We start from the raw sequence: 17421 nt of genomic DNA on the forward strand, positions 1-17421 counted from the left end.
AAGGTGGTGCGCCGGGCCGCCGGGCCGGGCCATCCGGTCATCCCCGCGCGGGATCCGAGGGTCNGCATTCGGCGAAGAAGGCGAGCATGTCGGCGGCGAGCCGGTCGGGAACCTCCACCGCGGGGAAGTGCCCNCCCTCGTCGTGCACCGTGGAGCGCACCACGCGGCACAGCCGTCCGACGAACTCGGGCGGGGGCGGGCGAAGGTCATCCAGGCCGTTCCCGAAACGCCCGAACGCGGTGGGGGCGAGGACCCGGTCACCGACCGTCATGCCCTCCTGGACCTGGCGGTTGTCGTGGAAGTCGCGCAGCGTGCTCCCGACGCAACCGGTGGCCCAGTAGAGCGTGAGCGTGGTCAGCAGGAACTCCCGGGACACTCGGGGCACCCGGCCTTCGGCGCAGTCCGACCAGGCACGCCACTTCTCCAGCAGCCATGCGGCCAGCCCGGCGGGCGAGTCGGTCAGCCCGTACGCGAGGGTCTGGGGCCGGGTGGACGCGATCGCGTGATAGCCGCCTTCGGTCAGCGACCACCGTTCGCCGGCGTCCAGATACGCACGCTCGGCCGGGGACAGCGGTGTCGGGTCGACGGCCGGGTCCAGGACGGGGTCGAGTTCGAGATCGGTCAGGTACAGCCCGGCCACCGTGTCGGGATGGTCGAGTGCCAGGAAGGTGCTGACCCCGGAACCGAAGTCGCTGCCCGCGGCCAGGTACCGGGGATAGCCGAGCCCGGTCATCAGGTCGTGCCAGACACGCGCGGTGTCCCGCAGCGTGTGTTCCCCGGCCGGACGCTCGGAGAAGGGATACCCGGGCAGGGACACGGCGACGACATCCCGCGCGGGAGCGTCGATGCCGTACGCCGCGGGGTCGCGCAGGCGGTCGACGAGCGGGAGCATCTCCACGAAGCTGCTCGGCCAGCCGTGGGTCAGGATGACCGGCGGACCGTCGGCCCCCGGCACCCGATGATGGACGTAGTGCNCCCGCAGCCCGGACNCCTCGGCGACNAACTGGTCGTNCCCGCCGTTGATTCTCTCCTCGGCCGCACGCCAGTCGAAGGTGGCCCAGTCGGCGAGCATTCCCTGGAGGAACGCCAGGTCGGTGCCCTGGGACCAGGCCGGGCCGGGGGCCGGTTGCGGCCAGCGCACCCGCGCGATCCGCTGCCGCAGTCCGGTCAGGACGTCCTCGGGCACCCGGATCCGGGACGGTGTGATCAGCACGCGGTCCGTCCGGCCCGGGCGAGCACCCGTTCCAGGGCCGCCACCCGGGCCGGGTCGCTCAGGGCCCGCAGGCAGAAATCGCAGATGTTGGTGAACCGCGCGTCGGCGAGGTCCTGGAACTGCGGATCCTCGGCGACCATGGTCCGGAAGTAGGCTGGGGACTGCGGGTCGTGGAAGGCGTGCACGAGCCGTTCCCGCCGGGCCTGCTCCGCCGGGTCCGATCCCGGGCCGCGCACGGGCCCCAGGAACACCGGCGTCCGCTTCATGTCGTCGACGCCGATGTCGAGCTGGCAGCATGCATAGGCGTCACCGGTGGCGTGCACGGTGGTGGTCAGATCGTCGCAGTCGGGCAGCTCGGTGACCGGACGTCCCCGCCAGATCCGGTGCATCTCCCGGGCGCGGCCCCGATCGAGCAGCTCGAGCACCACGAACGGCTCGCCGGCCGCGATCAGGGCCGCCCTGATCTGCTCGTCGGCCTGTTCGTCGGCCGAGGTGCAGAACTGGATCTCGGTGGCCAGGCCGCTGGCCCGGGCCGCCCGGGCGGCGTTGATCGGTCGCTCCACGGGGAAGTACCGCATGTGGTGGACGTCCGCGCTGAGGGACAGGCCGTGGATGCCGGCCTCGACGAAGGGCCGCAGTCTGGCCTCGGCCTGGGCGGGGTTGCGGGCCCAGAAGGCGTTGGACTCCACGTCGACGACATAGCCGAGCCGGACGCCGTGGGCGATGGCCTGGCACATGACCTGTGGGTAGAGGAAGACCTCGCCCCCGCTGAAGGTGACGTGTCGCTTCCCGGTGCGCTGCCCCTGCTCGAGTACGGACCGGACCTCGTCGAGGGTCAGCCGCTCCCGGCGGGTCGGATTCGACTCCACAATGCAGTGATCGCACGCAAGATTGCAGGTCAGAGTGTAGTTGATGACCATTCTCTGGGTCGGGGGGAAACGGTCCCAGATCGCGATGCCGCCGGCCACATCGGCCCCCACGTCATTCTTGGCCCCCGTGTCATTGGCGCTCCGTGTCATTGCCCCCCCACGTCGGTCCACCCGAAGCACGTCCTTCTCCTTTGGCACGGTAGCCAGCGGGGAGCGAAACGTCCACCATTTTTTCTCCTGCAACCATCTCGGGTCGGGACTGATGCGCTCGGGCANCATGGTGGCACCGGCCCGAACGTCGGCTGAAAGAGCCTGGTGGGCGGGCGGGATCGGTAGGGTCCCGGTGTCGCGTAGAAGACGGCGCCCTTGACGTTCGATTCGAGGCGTAGGTACCGTCGGGACCAAGTTGGCTGGGGCGGACCGGTTGGCGGTAAACGCTCCACGGACCTTCTGGCTGTCGGCCGTCCGTGGAGGCGCGCTCCGCGCTCTTGAACCTCGATCTGGCAGATTGTCATGGAGGAATTATGGGCGTGGACGTTCGTCGTGTCCTGAACTCTTTTGTTCCCCGGCGGCAGGCCTGGGCCCGGCTGGACGAGACCGTCCAGGACACGGGCCTGGCCGATGACACCACCGGAGTCCTCAATCCCGACTTCCTGGCCCTCGGCCTGGGCGCCACCAACATGATGGGAATGCTCTGGTCGCTGGCCCTGGGCCGGCGGGTGGTGGGCGTCGAGCTGCGGGGTGACCCCTCGCTGGGCGTGCACTGGAACATTCGCGAGGACCTTTACCACCACCTCGGCCTGATCGACCAGATGATGCTCGAGCGCTACGGCGAGGCGGGNATCCCCCNCCGGGGCGACGGGAGCCTGTTCATCCTGGCCGAGTGCTTCTACCGGCCGGACACGCCCGCCGGCGCCGTCACGGCCGACGAGGTGGTCAGCGGATTCCTGGACGCGCTGGTCGGCGAGCCCGCGCGGATCGGCGGCCGGATCTTCCACACCGAGTTCATCGACGACCGTTGGAAGGACGGGAAGCCGCACCGCACGGTGACCGTGCTGACGCCGCCGGAGCCCCCGCGCCGGCCCGACCCCACCCGGGTGGGGCGCAGCACCCTCGAGGCGCTGGAGGGGCCCTCCACGTTCCAGAGCGCGGCCTCCGAGGTGATGGTGCTGATGCGCCGCTACCTCGAAGGGGTCGAGCGGATGGACCTGGCCCGGGGCGTCACGCCGCGGGTGCGGTTGTTCCTGTCCCACCGGGTGGTCACCACCGGGACCGGGAGCGACGCGGGCTATCTGAAGTGGCTGCGCCGCGAGGAGGGATTCGGGGACGCCTCCGGCGGTCGCAAGTCCATCCGCATCGAGCAGGTAAGGGAGCTGGACTACAACGGCAGGTTCCACCGCGTGCGGGTGCCGGGCAGCAAGGTGATCGACATCGGGATTCCCGAGCTGTTCATGATCGCGCAGGGTTTCAACAGCACCGACGCCGACCGCCTAGGCTTCAGGCAGGAGGACGTGCTGGTGGACCACCACGACGGCCGCGGGCCGGTCGTGGCGCAGGCCGACTANCTCGCCGGCCTGCTGGAGGTGCTGGTCGACGGCCGGCTGCGGCGCAGGATCGCCTCCGACTTCGACAAGGAGGGCAACGAGTACTGGGTGCGGCAGATCGCGGTGGGGCATGAGGACGACGCCGAGGTCGGCTGGATCCTGGTGCAGGTTCCCGACTACAAGACGTTCGACCCGATCCTGTCCGGCCTGGTGCCGCCCGGTACCTACCGCAAGTCCAAGCAGTACCGGGCCGGCGTGCAGCACCTGATGCGGGAGTTCTACCTGGACCAGGTCTCGCAGATCTGCGAGATGCCGGTGTCGGAACTGGAGAGGATCCAGATGCCGTACGGTCCGAAGCTGTTCAGCCTGGTCGAGCGGGCCGGGGTGGACGCCCAGGTCGCGGCCAACGGGGTCGTCGCCGGGGACACCTTCGGCAACGGCCATTTCCTCACCAGCGGCGGCGCCATCACGGGCATGATCGGTCACGGGCACCGCGTCAAGCTGTACTGGGAGGCCCGGGACGCCGGAGTGCCCCACGAGCAGGCCATACGCGGCCTGGCCGACGGCATCAAGCAGGACACCGACGACTGGTTCGCGGTGAGCGCGCAGGAGTTCAGCACCGCCCTGCCGATCAACTTCGGCTCCGAACGGATCGCCACGATCGAGGCGGCCGGCGGACACCGGTCGTCCGCCCGGGCGACCACGATCGACGCCACCCGCCGTCACCGGCACACCCTGGTGCCGCTCGACCCGTCGGACTGGCGCCGGTTGCTGGTGCGCAGCGGGCGGATGCACGCCCTGGCCCTGCCCCCGATCCCGATGACCCACCCGGTCGTGCGCGGCGGTGGTGGGCTGCCTGATCCTGCCGACGCCCAGCAGGACGGTGCTACGGCCGGGATGGGGGCCGGGATGGGCGGTTGCATGGTCCAGCCGGGCGGTGCCATGGGCGGGATGGACGGTGCGATGGCCGAGGTGGCAGCTCAGTGAGCATCTTCCAGCCGAAGGGCGACTCGTTCGGGAGCCTGAACGAGACCGTCCAGTCGCGGCGCCTGATCGTGAGCCGCTACCGCAGCCTGCGTGAACGGCAGTGGGCCCTGCTGGTGCTCTGCACCGGCGCCCTCGCCATCGTGATCGACACCTCCATCGTGAACGTGGCCCTGCCCTCCATCGGCCAGGACCTGGGGTTCTCCGCCGCCGGGCTCTCGTGGGTGGTGAACGCCTATCTGATCCCGTTCGGCGGACTGCTCCTGTTCGCCGGACGGCTGGGCGACCTGGTCGGCGCCAAGCGGATGTTCCTCGCCGGAATCGCGCTGTTCACGCCGGCCTCCCTCGTCTGCGGCCTGGCCCAGAACCCGGAGACGCTGGTCGCCGCCCGTTTCGTTCAGGGGGTGGGGGGTGCGCTGGCGGCGGCTGTCGTGCTCGGTCTGGTCGTCTCCACCTTCCCCAACGCGATCGAGCAGGCCAAGGCGATCGGCCTGTACGCGTTCGTCTCCTCCGCCGGTGCCGCCCTGGGGCTGCTGCTCGGGGCCTGGATCACCGAGGCGCTGAGCTGGCACTGGACCTTCTTCATCAACGTTCCGTTGGGCCTGCTGGTCCTGCCGCTCGGCGCGCGGCTGGTGGACGACGAACGAGTGGTGCTCGACGACCGCAGCATCGACGTCCCGGGCGTCCTGCTGATCACGAGCGGACTGATGCTCACGGTCTACACGATCGTGCGCTTCGCCGACGGCGCGACACCGCTGACCTGGGCGCTGGTGGGGATCAGCGCAGCCCTGCTGGCGGCCTTCGTCGTGCGGCAGCGGACGGCCCGCAATCCGCTCGTCCCGTTGTCGATCTTCCGGGCGCGGAACGTCGCCTGGGCCAACATGGTGCAGGCGCTGATGATCGCCGGCATGGGCGGCATGTTCTTCCTCGGGACCCTATACCTGCGCCAGGTGCTGGGGCTCAGCGCCATGGAGGTCGGGCTGGCCTTCCTGCCCACCGCCCTCATGGTGGCCGTGATCTCCCTCAAGGCGACGCCGCGACTGATGGAGAAGATCGACCCCAAGACCGTGCTGGTGCCCGGCCTCCTGCTCATCACCGCGGGCCTCGCCCTGCTGGCCGTTGCTCCGGCGGACGGTGACTACTGGCGCGACGTCCTGCCCGCCATGGTGCTTCTGGGCGCCGGCGCCGGCCTCGGGTACCCGTCCTCCCTGACCATGGTGATGGCCGATGCCACCGCCGCCGACCGGGGACTGCGCTCCGGGCTTGTCAACACCACCCAGCAGGTCGGACCGGCGATCGGCCTGGCCGTCCTGGCGACCGTGGCCGCCGACCGCACCACGACGCTCGTCTCGCGGGGGAGCACGCACGCCGAGGCCCTGACCGGCGGATATCACCTGGCCTTCTGGATCGGGAGCGGGGCCAGCCTGGTCGCGCTGGTGCTGACGGTGCTGTTCCTCAGGCCGGCGGTGCCGACGAGCGTACCGAAGACCCTCGACCGGGCCCGGGCCTCGCAGCGTCTGACCCAGGACCACACCGGCCTGTCCGACCCGGATTTCCTGGCTCTGGGCCTGGGCGGAACCAACATGATGGCCATGCTCTGGTCGGTGGCCATGGGCAGGCGTGCAGTGGGAGTGGAACTGCGCGGCTCGCCCTACGTGTCGGTGATGCGCTGGACGATGCGCGAGGAGATCTACCACCACCTCGCGATGATCGATTCGATGATGCTGGAGCGGTACGGCGAGGATCTGCTGCCGCGCCTCGGCGACGGCCGGCCGTTCAGACTGGCCGACTGCTTCTTCTCCCGGCACACCAGGGCAGGATCCGTGCGGGGCGACGAGGTGGTGACCGGCTTCGAGTCGGACGCGCACATCGGCGGTCTCGCCCGGCACTACGAGACCATCGACGACCGCTACCGGGAGGGCCGGGCGCATCGTGAGATCAACGTCCTCGACCCCCTGGAGGGCCCGGAGGGGCTCGACCCCGCGGCGTTGGAGCACGACCTCTCGGACGTGCTGGGCAGCCAGTCGATGTTCCAGGTCGGGGCCGAGGAACTGCTCGTCATGCTCCGCCGGTACCTGGAGGGGCTGGAACAGATCGACCGGGACCGGGGCGAAGCCCTGCCGCGGGTGCGCGTCCTGCCCTACCACCGGGTCGCCACGTCGGAGTCCTCCGACCGCGAGCGCCGGTGGCTGCCCTCGGCGCTGCGCCGGACCCCGGTCGCGGAACGGGGCTTCGAGCGCACGGCGGACGGCCGGGTGCGGGTCCGGGTCGAGGCCGTGCGCGAGCTGGACTACCGGGGTGCCTTCCGCCGTGTGCGGGTGCCGTACAGCGAGACGGTCGACCTCGGCACCCCCGGGCTGATCATGATTGCCGAGGGGCTGGACAGCCCGGACGCGGCCCGGCTGGGATTCCGTCAGGAGACGGTGTGCGTGGACCGGGGCGACGGGCGGGGCCCTGTGCCGGCCGAGGCCGACTTCCTGGTCGGCAACGTCGACATCTACCTCGCCGACCGGATCCGTGTCCGTCGCGCGTCGGAGTTCGACCAGGCGGGCAACGAGTACTGGGTCCACCAGCGGTGCGTGGGGCACGAGGAGGACGCGCAGATCGGCTGGACGATGCTGGAGGTCCCGCCGTACAAGACGTTCGACCCGATCCAGGCCGGCCTGGTCCCGGCCGGGACGCCGAAGGACTCCAAGCCCTACTTCGCCGGGCATCAGTTCCTGCTCCGGCGCTACTTCCTGGACCAGACGGCACAGCTGACGGAGATCCCACGCCGGGCCATCGAGTACAACCAGCTCTCCTACGGCCCCAAGCTCTTCACCGTGACGGAGCGGATCGGGCTCGACGCCCTGGTGGCCGCGAACGCGGTCGTGGCCGGCGACTCCTTCGGCAACTCCCACCACCTGACCAGCGGCGGCATCAACACCGGCATGCTCGGTCACGGCCTGCGGGTGCTGCGTTACTGGCAGGCCAGGGAGTCCGGTAGCAGCGCCAGCGACGCGGCGCGTGACCTGGCCGACGGGATCAGGGCGGACACCCGGGCGCTGATCGACCTGTGCGAGCAGGACTTCCGAGCGGCGCCGCCCGCGGCGCCCCCGAGGAAGCAGCAGCGGCTGCTGGCGGGAGCCACCCGTCAGCGGCGTTCGATCTTCCCGCAGCGCTACCCGGACGAGTGGAGCCGCATCCAGCTCCGCACCGGCAAGATCTTCGCCTACAACCTGCCCATGCTCGATCCCGAGCNCCCCGACNCCCGCGAGGCCCAGCCGGTCGGCGCCATGTCGGGTGCCCCGCCGTCCGCCAGCGAGCGGAAGGACCCGCTCGGCGCGGCTCGGGCATGAGGCGAGGCATGGTCCCACCGGGCTACGGACCGGCTCCCACCCCGCAGGAGCTGGCGGACGAGTACGACATCTGCGTGGTGGGCAGCGGGGCGGCGGGTTCGGTCGTCGCCTGGCTGCTCGCCCGGGCCGGGCTGTCGGTGGCCGTGGTGGAGCAGGGTGGGTTCGTCACGGACGAGGACAGCTACGACGACGTGCTGGCCGCGGGGGAGTCCGCCTGGGTGCGGCAGGAGAACGGCACCTGGGCCAAGGTGGGCTCACCCTGGACGACCTGCAACGTGGGTGGCGGCACGCTGTTCTTCGGGGGGGTCCTGTTCCGCCACCGCCCGCTCGACTTCGACCCGGAGACCGTTCTGGGCCGGGCCGACCTGCCGCTGCGCTGGCCGCTTGAGCCGGCGGAGCTGACGGACTACTACGACGCCGTCGAGGATCTGATCGGCGTCGCGGGTGTCGCGGACGGCGACCCCAGCCTGCCGGTCCGGTCCAGGCCGTATCCGCTGCCCCCGGTGGCCACCACGGCGGAGGGGCGGCGGCTGACGGAGGCCGCGAGGTCCATGGGCTGGGCACCGTTTCCCACCCCCCTGGGCGTCAACAGCATCGAGTACCGCGGTCGCCCGGTGTGCGCCGCGGATGCCCCCTGCATCTCACGGCGCTGCCCGATCCACGCCAAGGGGGACGCGCTGGACCGCTTCCTGCGGCCGGCGATGGCCGCGGGCGCACGCCTGTTCACCGGGCTGAAGGCGGAGGCCCTGCTCGGGGACGCGCGTCGCGACGCCACCGCGTTGCGGTGCGTCCGGATGCCGGACGGCGAGCGCGTCGTCCTGCGGGCCCGGCACTTCGTGCTGTGCGCGAACGCCGTGCAGACTGCCGCGCTGCTGCTGCGTTCGACCACCGTGCGGCATCCGGCCGGGCTGGGCAACTCACACGACATGGTCGGCCGGGGGCTCTGCTTCAAGATCGGTGAATATCTGGTCGGGTACTNCCACGAGCCGACCTCGGCGCCCGCCCGCAGCCGGCTGATGGGCCTGGGACCCATCTCCACCTGCTGCGTGACCGACCTCTACCAGGACCCGGCGGCGCCGGGCGGGCTGGGTGGCCTGCTCTACGAGAACCGGCCCGAGCGGACCTACCGGTTACGGGACACCGAACACCTGCTGCGGATCGAGGCGCTGGTACCGGACGAACCCCAACCGGGCAACCGGGTCCGGCTGGGGCCGGGGACCGACGCCCACGGCGTGCCCGACGTCCTGATGGACTACCAGGCCCATCCGCGCGACCTCGCCCGCTCCGAGTACATGCTCGGGCAGGGCGAGGCGCTGCTGCGGGCCGCCGGCTGCGACGTCATCGTGCGGGAGGCGTCCGGGTGGGCGCTCGGCAGCGGGCACCTGCACGGCACCTGCCGCATGGGTGAGGACCCGGCCACCAGCGTGACCGGGCCCGACGGCCGCCTGCACGACGCGGACAACGTCTTCGTAGCCGACGGCGGCCTGTTGCCGTTCCCCGGCGGGGTCAATCCGACGCTGACCATCCAGGCGCTCGCGCTACGGGTGGCCCATCGGCTCCTCGCGGAGCGCTACGCCACCGGTCGCGTCCCGATCGGGGAACTGGTCGGGCCGAGCGTGACCGCGGCGAACCGGTCGCCGAGGTAGTCCGCCACCTGCTCCAGACGGGCGACCTGGTACGGATGCCGCCGGGCGCCGACCACCACCGTGCGGGGGGAACAGCCGAGTCGGTCCGGGAGATCCCGGTACACCCGGTGCACCAGATGTCCCGACCGTCCCTCCGCCTCGGTCAGCGGAAACCGCAGCACGCCGACGGCGTCCAGCCCGCCGTCCTGCACCGACCAGGCCAGTACCCCGGCGAGCAGGACGTCGATCCAGTAGCGCTGGAAGGTCCGCCGTAACAGCGGCACGTGCGANCCCCNCCGGGCCGCCAGTACCGTGGTGTCGCCGTGCACCNCCTCCTCGCCGNCCCGCACGTGGGTCCGCCCGCCGTGGGCCTGGAAGAGATAGGCGTAACGGGCGGCCAGGTCACTTTGCAGGCCGGCCAGGTAGAGGGTGTCCCCGTGCCGGACGCCGTAGCAGTAGCCGAGGAAGCCGTCCCGGCCGGCGTCCATGAAGTTCCAGTCGGCGGCCTCCAGCATCCCCCGGGGCAGCAGCCCCGGGGGGTCGAGGAAGCAGCGCAGCGTCACCGGGCTGCCGAAGCGGGGAAAGCGCCCGCCCACGATGTCGTCGCACNCCCCCGCCATGCCGACGACGGCGTAGCCGGTGCGCCGGTAGCCGAAGCGGACCGGCTCCTGCAGCGGGGCGGTGTCGTTGAACGAGTACAGCAGTCGTCCGAGCGGGACAGCCAGGCGGGCAGCGATCTCCTCGCGGTCCGTCGGATCGTCCAGCCACCGCGCCAGCAGCGCCTGCCGTGCGCCCAGCCACGGGTTGCGCGCGACGAACCGGCCGAGGAAGTCCTCGTCCGGGGGATGGATGAACGCGCTCATCCGCGGCTGTGGGCGAGGACGAGCCGGTAGACGTCGAGCAGGCGGCGCGTGACCGACTCCTGGTCGAACTGGCGCGCCCGGTGCGCCCCGGCCGCACCGAGCCGGGCGCACCGCTGCGGCGAGTCGAGCAGCTCCGCGACCGCCTCGGCCAGGGCCGGGGGATCGCAGGGAGGCACGATGATGCCGGCCATGCCGTGGCCGACCACGGTCGGCAGTCCGCCGACGTCGGTCACCACGACCGGCCTGCCGGCCGCCATGGCCTCGATGACCGTGCCACCCATCTCCTCGTGCCGGGACGGGATGACGACCACGGCCGCCTCCCGGACGACGTCGGGGAGGCGGGAGCGATCCAGATGACCCGGCAGTTCGATGCGATCGGCGATGCCGAGCCGGCGTGCGCGGGCCCGGCAGCGTTCCAGCTCGTTGCCGTCGCCGCACATCACGAAGCGGGCCGGGACGCCCTTGGCGACGATCAGGGCCGCGGCGTCGACGAAGTCGGCCCATCCCTTCTCCGGAGCGAACCGGCCGCAGTACAGCACGACCGGCGGTTCCGAGGGCGGNTCGGACGGCGCTTCGGCCCCCGGGCGCTGGAAGTCGGCCAGGTGAACGCCGTCGGTGACCACGTGCACCCGGTCCGGCCCGGTCAGGCCGCGCTCCAGGTAGGCCCGCCGGACCCGGTCGGTGAGCACCACCACCGCGTCGGCCCGCCGGACGGCGTGCNGTTCGAAGAACCGGGCCGGGCCGATCAGCACCCAGCCGAGGGGCGTCTCCGGATGGAAGGTCGCGATGGCGCTGCAGTGCACGGTGAGCACCAGCGGCCGCCCCAGGAGCAGCCTGGCCAGCACGGCGAACAGGAAGGTCCAGGGCAGCTCGCTGCAGTGGACGTGGATCAGGGAGTACTGGCGACGAGTCCCGCGCAGTCGCTTGCCGACGCAGGCGACGACGACGGCGAGTCCCCAGGAGACGAGTAACCCGATGTAGCCCTTGGAACGGGTGGGAATCGGCGCCACCGGCAGGGTGAGCAGTTCCAGCCGGGTGCGCGGGTCGAGCATCAGCGAGCGGGGCATCCCCGGCCGGCGGGGCAGCAGCACGGACTGGCGCACGCCGAGCGCCGACATCTGCTCGGTGGTCTGCATGATCTGGACCTGCATGCCGCCGATCGGCTCGTACTGCAGCTCCCGATGGGTGAGCTCCCGGTCGGCGAGGAAGTAGTAGGGCGTCAGCCGCAGAACGTGCGGCGGACTCCCACCGTCGGGTCCGGCCGCTGCCTGCCGGGGCCCGGTCGTCCGGGTGGTCACTCAGAGGTCCGGGTGGCGGTCGCGCACCTTGGCCAGAGCGGCCACGATGTCGTCCGCGTCGGTCGAGTCCCCGAGCAGCGCCGAGTGATGGAACAGGAGGGTGGTCTCGCAGTAGCGGCGCGCGCCGCCGAAGTCACGGGAGAACGCCCGGTCGCGGGCGGCCTCGGTCCAGGCGGCCGCGAAGCGGCGCTTGGTGTGCGGGCGCAGCATCACGCTGCGGTGCAGGGGAGCGTCCGGTGGATACCAGGTCATGCCCAGCTCGGCCGTCAGGGCCTGGGCCACCCGGTCCAGCGGCACCGCGCCGAAGGTTCCCGCGGGGAAACGGACCCCGTACTCGTAGATCGAACGCAGTTGTACCTGCTCGGGCACGGGGATGGGGCCGAACCCCCCGAGCCGGGCCAGCCCCTGCTCGAGGTCGGCGGCGGTCTTCGCCCGGTGCCGGTGCTGGTCCTGCAACCGGGGAAGCTGGTCGAGCAGGAGGGCGGCCGTCAGCTCCGACATGCAGTAGTTCGCCCCCATCACCTCGCCGTCCTCGACCAGTTCGAGGGTGCCGGCCACCGGGGGGCCGGGGTGATAGCGGCGCGAGTCGGCCCGCAGCTGCTGGGCGCGCCGGTACAGCCGCTCGTCGGCGGTGATGACGGCGCCGCNCTCGCCGCCGGCCAGGACCTTTCCGTTCTGGAAGCTGAACGCTCCGATCGCCCCGAAGGAGCCGACGGCCCGGTCCCCCCAGCGCGCACCGTGCGCCTGCGCACAGTCCTCGATCAGGTGGATGCCGGCGTCCTCGGTCAGGGCGGTGATGGCGGGCAGGTCGGCGACCGTCGCGGCCAGGTGGACGACGATCACCGCCTTCGTCCGGGGGCCCATGGCGTCCCGAATGCTCTGCGCGGTCAGGCAGCCGGTCTCGGGGTCGCTGTCGGCGAGCACGGGCAGCGCCCCCACCCGCAGCACGGCCGTCACCGGGGCGACCCAGGTCAGCGTGGGCACCACGACCTCGTCGCCGGGACCGATGTCCAACGCCTCCAGCGCCACCACGAGGGCGCTGGACCCGTGGTCGACACTCACCCCGTAGGGAACGTCGCTGTAGGCGGCGAAGGCCTCGGCGAACCGCCGCTCACAGGCGTGGGTGCCGTCGCTGGCCCAGCTCACCGCCCACCGGCGGGATCGCAGCGCGTCGAGCAGAGCCTGTTCGCTGGCCGCGTCGTACTGGGGCCACTTCGGCCAGGGACGGTCCCGCCGGACCGGCGTACCACCGAGAAGGGCCAGTTCACTCATGCCGTTACCCCCTGCTCCTGGCTGGTGGCGCCGGCCGTCCGGTCGCCGCCGACGTGGAAGAAGAGGCGCAACGGTGCCGGTCCGTCGCGCTCGAGCACACTGCGGTACGAGGTCAGCGGGACCGGGTCGCCGGTCAGGGGACCCAGGCGGACCTCGCCGGCAACGACCTTGGCCAGGGCGGTGCGCAGCTGCCCCTGACCGGACAGCACACCCTGCACGGTCAGTTCGCGCAGCATCACCGTGCTCGGTTCGACGGTGACCGCCTCGGCTCCCGAGTAGCCCACGAGCACGTAGACGCCGCCGACCGCGGTCGCCGTCAGGCCACGGGGGAACACGCCGGCCGCTCCGGTGGCGTCGAAGACAACCTCCGGCAGGTCCGGGTGCCAGCCCTCGATACCCGGGTCGGCGTCGACGCCGAGGTCGGCGGCGATCCGCCGGCGGGACTGCAGGGGATCGGCCACCCGTACCCGGGACGCCCCGGCGCCGCGGGCCAGCTGGGCGACGAGCAGGCCGATCGTTCCGGCGCCGATCACGCCGACCGACCGGCCGGACACCGCCCCGGCCCGTTCCACGGCGTGCAGGGCCACGCCGAGCGGCTCCAGCAGGCAGGCCTGGGGGCCCGGGACCTGTGGCGGCAGCGCGACCAGGTTGGCGGCGGGGATGGTGAACAGCTGGGCGAAGGCACCCGGGCGGGTGAAGCCCACCTCGTCGATGTCGGTGCACAGGTTCGGCCGTCCCGCGAGGCAGGCGGGGCACCGGCCGCAGAGCCGGAAGTTGTCGCCCACCACCGCCCGGCCCACCAGCTCGGGGCGGTCGGGGGCCGCCAGCACCGTGCCGGACCACTCGTGCCCGGGAATCACCGGGTACTCGGCGTCGTGCAGGGTCCCGTCCAGCAACCGCAGGTCGGTACCGCACATGGCGGCGAAGTCGGTCGCGACCAGGGCCTCGCCCGGACCGGGCTCGGGCCGGGGACGCCGCTCCAGGCCGTGGTCACGGTGCCCCCGGACCACCAGGGCCAGCATGTCGTCATCGGTCATGATCATGCGTCCGGATTCGGGCTGTCGCCCAGCCGGTGGACGAAGAACGCGCGACCGTGCCATCCATAGCGCAGGAACTCGCTGTAGTCGTAGAACCCGTCGGTGCGGGCGAAACACTCGCGCATGGCCCGTCGCATTCCGAACCGGGGATTCGCGCGGTTGCAGTTGTAGTCGTCCATCAGCAGCACCGCACCGTCGGGCATCAACCGGTGGGTCAACAGGTGGTCGAGCACCTGGGACGTGGACGCGTAGAGGTCGCAGTCCAGGTTGGCGATGGCCACCGGGCGGGTGATGGGTGTGGACAGCAACGTCTCCTCGTACATCCCGCGCACGACGGTCCAGTCCCGGTCGCCGAAACGGGCGGTGAACTCCCGGCGCAGCATCTCCTCGGTGCCGGGTGGGGCCGCGTCCTCCGATTCGCGCCAGTAACCGGTGTCGGCGACCTCGTAGGAGGCGACGTCCACCGGATCGACGCTCTTGGGGAAGCCCGCGAAGGAGTCGTACAGGTACAGATTCCGGGGATGCAGGACGTCGTAGAATTCGTGCATGGCGTTGAACTCCACGAGGAGATCGGCCAGGAGCAGCGAGCTGAATCCCTGGAAGCAGCCGAACTCCGCCACCGCACCGGGGATGTGGCACCCGTAGACGTACTCGAAGGTGGCTCGGAAGGCCTCGCCGTAGATTCTCCGAGCACGATCCTGGTCGTGGTAGGTGGCGTTTTCTATACGGTCGGGCGTTGGCATGTGTTCCACCTCGTCAGATCGCTCACCGGGCCACCGCGTCGTACAGGGTCGGGTCCACGTCGATGTCCATGTTCAACTCGCAGCAGCGGTAGCAGATCGGCTGCAGCCCCTGCCGGAGGGTCTCCCGCATCCGGGTGTAGGTCTCGCCGTGGAACACCTCCCGCAGGGATCCGTCCCGCAGCGACCCCATGACCGTGTCGGCGAACGTGGTGCAGCTCACGACCTGGCCGTTGGGAAGCACCGTGGTCTGGGCCCAGAGCTTCACACAGGTCCGCTCCCGGACGGTCTGGTGCCACCGGGGGGTGAAGAACCTGCTCTTGTCCTCGTTGCTGTAGCGGACGGGGGGGACCAGGACCGACACCGAGTCGGAGGTGTTCATCGCCTCGTCGAGCAGGTCGCGCAGCCGCTGCGGATCGAGGTCGGNGTGCTGGTGTTCGTTGCAGTACCCGGCCCAGGACAGGAAGGGCCGGCCTGTCACGGCCTCGAAGGCGGCCCGGGAACCCTCGCCCTCCGTGCGGGTGAAGAAGCTCGACAGGCCCACCGTGATCTCGGACAGGCCCAGCCGTTCGGTGAGCCGGACCATCTCGGGCAGGTGGGTGTAGTTCATGCCGGTAACCACGAAGTTGATCGCGACCTTCGGCCCCCGGCCGGCGCGCCGCGTCTCCTCCTGCAGGGCGGCCAGGCCCCTCATGGCCCGCCCGAAGGCGTTGCGCCCGCGGATGGGGTCGTTGACCTCGGGAGAGGGGCCGTCGACGGACAGGTAGACGTCGTCGATGCCGCTGGCCACGATGCCGGCCGCATGCCGGTCGAGCAGCGTGCCGTTCGTGCTCATGTCCAGGTTGCAGGACGGCAGCCGTTCCTTGGCGATCCGCATCAGCTCGACCGCGTGATCGTGCATGAGCGGCTCGCCGCCCATCATGGTCAGGTAGGTCGTCTCCGGGGTGCCGGTGTCCGCGGCGAGCTCGTCGACCAGCGCGGTCCACATCTCGAGGCTCATCTGGTCGCGGCGGACGTCCGCCAGCCAGCCGCTCTCGGCGGCCGAGTCCCCGTACATCCAGCACTCACGACAGGTCAGGTTGCACGACCAGTTCACGAACACCGTCACGTACCGGGGCATGGTCCTGACCACCGGGGTCAGTGGAATCATCGCTGGGCTCCGAATCTCGTGTCCGACAGGTCCGCTCGACCGAGCAGGTTGGCCAGGGCCTCGGTCGCCCATGGTTCGTCGGTGCGCAGCCGCTCACCGCCTTCCGCCGCGAGGTACCGGTGCAGGACGGGCAGGTGCTCGCCGGGCAGCTGGGAGGGGTAGTACAGCNCCCCGCGCTCGATGGCCCGCCGGTACGGACCGGCCGCCACGAGGGTCCCGGCCCGCGTCGGCGCCGGGCCGGTCGCCGCGGCGTAGGGCAGGTCGGCGTACCAGACCACCGAGGGTTCCGGGACGAGGCAGGGGGCCACCGCGTCCACCGCCCGGCGGACCACCTCGNGATCGACATGGCCGCCGACGGCCATCGGGGCCAGCAGGAACCGCGGCCGCACGGCGGCCGCCAGCGCGGCCAGCCCGTCGGCCACCCGGCGGACCAGCCCGGGGTCGGCGGCAGCACCCATCTCCGTGTCGTCCGTGTACCCGCGCAGGCTGGCGTCCGGTAGCCGCAACGACACCAGGGCGGCGCCGGCATGCCGGTCGGCCCACGCCGCGTCCTCGGCCGTACGCAGCGCGGTGACCGAGGCGGCGTCCCCGTGCGCCGCCGACCCCGGCGCATAGCGGCTGCGCCCGAAGACGGTCACCGCGTGCAGGTCGTGTCCCGCGCCGGCCAGCGTGGCGACGGTCGCACCGACGGACCAGGCGAGGTCGTCCGGGTGCGGGGACACCAGCAGCACCGTCGACCCCATCAGATGAACTCGTCCAGGAGCCGGTAGTAGTGCTCGCGCACGGGATCGGGCTGTCGGCCGCAGCGGGCCAGCAACCGGGCCGCGTGGCCCGGACCGTAGCCCCAGCGGGTGCATTCCTCGCCGATGTTGCGCACCGCCACGGCCAGGTCCAGCCACACGTCGGCGACACCGCAGCGGCCGACGTCGAGCAGCGCGGTCGGGGCCAGGGTGTCCGGGTCGAGCAGCACGTTGTCCAGGCAGAGATCGCCGTGACAGACCACGAGCTGCTCCTGCTCCGGTGCCGGGGTGGCGTCGAGTTCCCGCTGCAGGTCCTGCGCACTCCAGCCGCGGTGGCGTGGTTCCAGGTCGNCCAGGTCGACGGTGCCCGTCCGCACGGCGTGCCGGGCGGCCGGGAGGGTGATCCGCAGGGTGCGGTCGAAGGGACACCGGGCGGCGGGCAGGCCGTGCAAGGCGAGGACGAGTTCGGCCNCCGCGTCGATCNCCCGGTCGAGCCGGTCCGCCGGCCAGGGTCCCGCCGCGGGGACCCCGGGCACCTCCCGGGTGACCAGCCACATGTGCGTCTCGTCGGCGCCGACGTCGACCACCTCGGGAACCGGAATCCCCTGCCGGGCCAGCCACGAGAGCCGCTCGGCCTCGGCCTCGGCCTGAAAGCGATGGTCCTCGCGCCCGCGTCGCGGCGCCGACTTCAGGTAGTGCCCGTCGAGCCGGTACACCCGGGTGCCGTAGGAGCGGGTCACGACGTGTG

12 protein-coding genes are annotated in these 17421 nt (G+C 71.6%); 3 read left to right on the forward strand and 9 right to left on the reverse strand.

Features of this window, described 5'->3' with window-relative positions; translation table 11 throughout:
* Nucleotides 1–37: 37 nt before the first annotated feature.
* Nucleotides 38–1213 carry an epoxide hydrolase family protein gene (locus tag CED_RS07480; RefSeq protein WP_051868710.1) on the reverse strand — a complete coding sequence of 392 codons (1176 nt, stop codon included), beginning with the start codon at nt 1211–1213 and terminating at the stop codon, nt 38–40.
* On the reverse strand, nt 1207–2193 hold the full coding sequence (locus CED_RS07485; protein ID WP_160172370.1) for a radical SAM protein: 987 nt from the start codon (nt 2191–2193) through the stop codon (nt 1207–1209). Before CED_RS07485 ends, CED_RS07480 begins: the two co-directional genes overlap by 7 nt.
* Nucleotides 2194–2606: 413 nt before the next feature.
* Between CED_RS07485 and CED_RS07490 the strand changes: the two genes are divergently transcribed.
* The 3 genes from CED_RS07490 (at nt 2607) to CED_RS07505 (ending at nt 9594) form a co-directional block, all read left to right on the forward strand.
* Nucleotides 2607–4613, forward strand: a complete 2007-nt coding sequence (locus tag CED_RS07490; protein WP_035909473.1) for a hypothetical protein — start codon at nt 2607–2609, stop codon at nt 4611–4613.
* On the forward strand, nt 4610–7948 hold the full coding sequence (locus tag CED_RS25120; RefSeq protein ID WP_063613413.1) for an MFS transporter: 3339 nt from the start codon (nt 4610–4612) through the stop codon (nt 7946–7948). Before CED_RS07490 ends, CED_RS25120 begins: the two co-directional genes overlap by 4 nt.
* Entirely contained in the window at nt 7945–9594 is a 1650-nt protein-coding gene (locus CED_RS07505) for a GMC oxidoreductase (RefSeq protein ID WP_084680729.1), read from the forward strand. Before CED_RS25120 ends, CED_RS07505 begins: the two co-directional genes overlap by 4 nt.
* Before the next feature lie 838 nt (nt 9595–10432).
* On the opposite strand, the gene CED_RS21420 is transcribed toward CED_RS07505, so the two are convergent.
* The 7 genes from CED_RS21420 to CED_RS07545 all read right to left on the reverse strand — a co-directional run bounded on the left by CED_RS21420 (nt 10433) and on the right by CED_RS07545 (nt 17413).
* A complete protein-coding gene (locus CED_RS21420) occupies nt 10433–11734 on the reverse strand; it encodes a glycosyltransferase family 4 protein (protein WP_051868711.1) in 1302 nt (433 codons plus the stop codon).
* Nucleotides 11735–13006 carry a DegT/DnrJ/EryC1/StrS family aminotransferase gene (locus tag CED_RS07520; protein ID WP_035909479.1) on the reverse strand — a complete coding sequence of 424 codons (1272 nt, stop codon included), beginning with the start codon at nt 13004–13006 and terminating at the stop codon, nt 11735–11737. It lies immediately after the preceding gene.
* Nucleotides 13003–14043, reverse strand: a complete 1041-nt coding sequence (locus tag CED_RS21425; RefSeq protein ID WP_023841786.1) for a zinc-binding dehydrogenase — start codon at nt 14041–14043, stop codon at nt 13003–13005. The genes CED_RS07520 and CED_RS21425 overlap by 4 nt, the downstream gene beginning before the upstream one ends.
* A 2-nt stretch (nt 14044–14045) precedes the next feature.
* Complete coding sequence (locus tag CED_RS07530) at nt 14046–14786, reverse strand: TylF/MycF/NovP-related O-methyltransferase (RefSeq protein WP_011437746.1); 741 nt, start codon at nt 14784–14786, stop codon at nt 14046–14048.
* A 22-nt stretch (nt 14787–14808) separates the two neighbouring features.
* On the reverse strand, nt 14809–15933 hold the full coding sequence (locus CED_RS07535; RefSeq protein ID WP_160172371.1) for a radical SAM protein: 1125 nt from the start codon (nt 15931–15933) through the stop codon (nt 14809–14811).
* On the reverse strand, nt 15930–16676 hold the full coding sequence (locus tag CED_RS07540; protein WP_051868712.1) for a PIG-L family deacetylase: 747 nt from the start codon (nt 16674–16676) through the stop codon (nt 15930–15932). Before CED_RS07540 ends, CED_RS07535 begins: the two co-directional genes overlap by 4 nt.
* The gene (locus CED_RS07545) at nt 16676–17413 is read right to left on the reverse strand and encodes an APH(3') family aminoglycoside O-phosphotransferase (RefSeq protein ID WP_160172372.1); all 738 of its coding nucleotides are present in this window, start codon (nt 17411–17413) and stop codon (nt 16676–16678) included. The genes CED_RS07540 and CED_RS07545 overlap by 1 nt, the downstream gene beginning before the upstream one ends.
* Between the last annotated feature and the right edge of the window lie 8 nt (nt 17414–17421).

Source organism: Frankia sp. CeD (genome assembly GCF_000732115.1).
In the GTDB taxonomy this organism is placed as follows: domain Bacteria; phylum Actinomycetota; class Actinomycetes; order Frankiales; family Frankiaceae; genus Frankia; species Frankia casuarinae.

Excerpts from the sequence above, each read along its gene's own strand:
- CED_RS07530 (WP_011437746.1), bottom strand. The coding sequence starts at position 14,786 with ATGCCAACGCCCGACCGTATAGAAAACGCCACCTACCACGACCAGGAT.
- CED_RS21425 (WP_023841786.1), bottom strand. The coding sequence starts at position 14,043 with ATGACCGATGACGACATGCTGGCCCTGGTGGTCCGGGGGCACCGTGAC.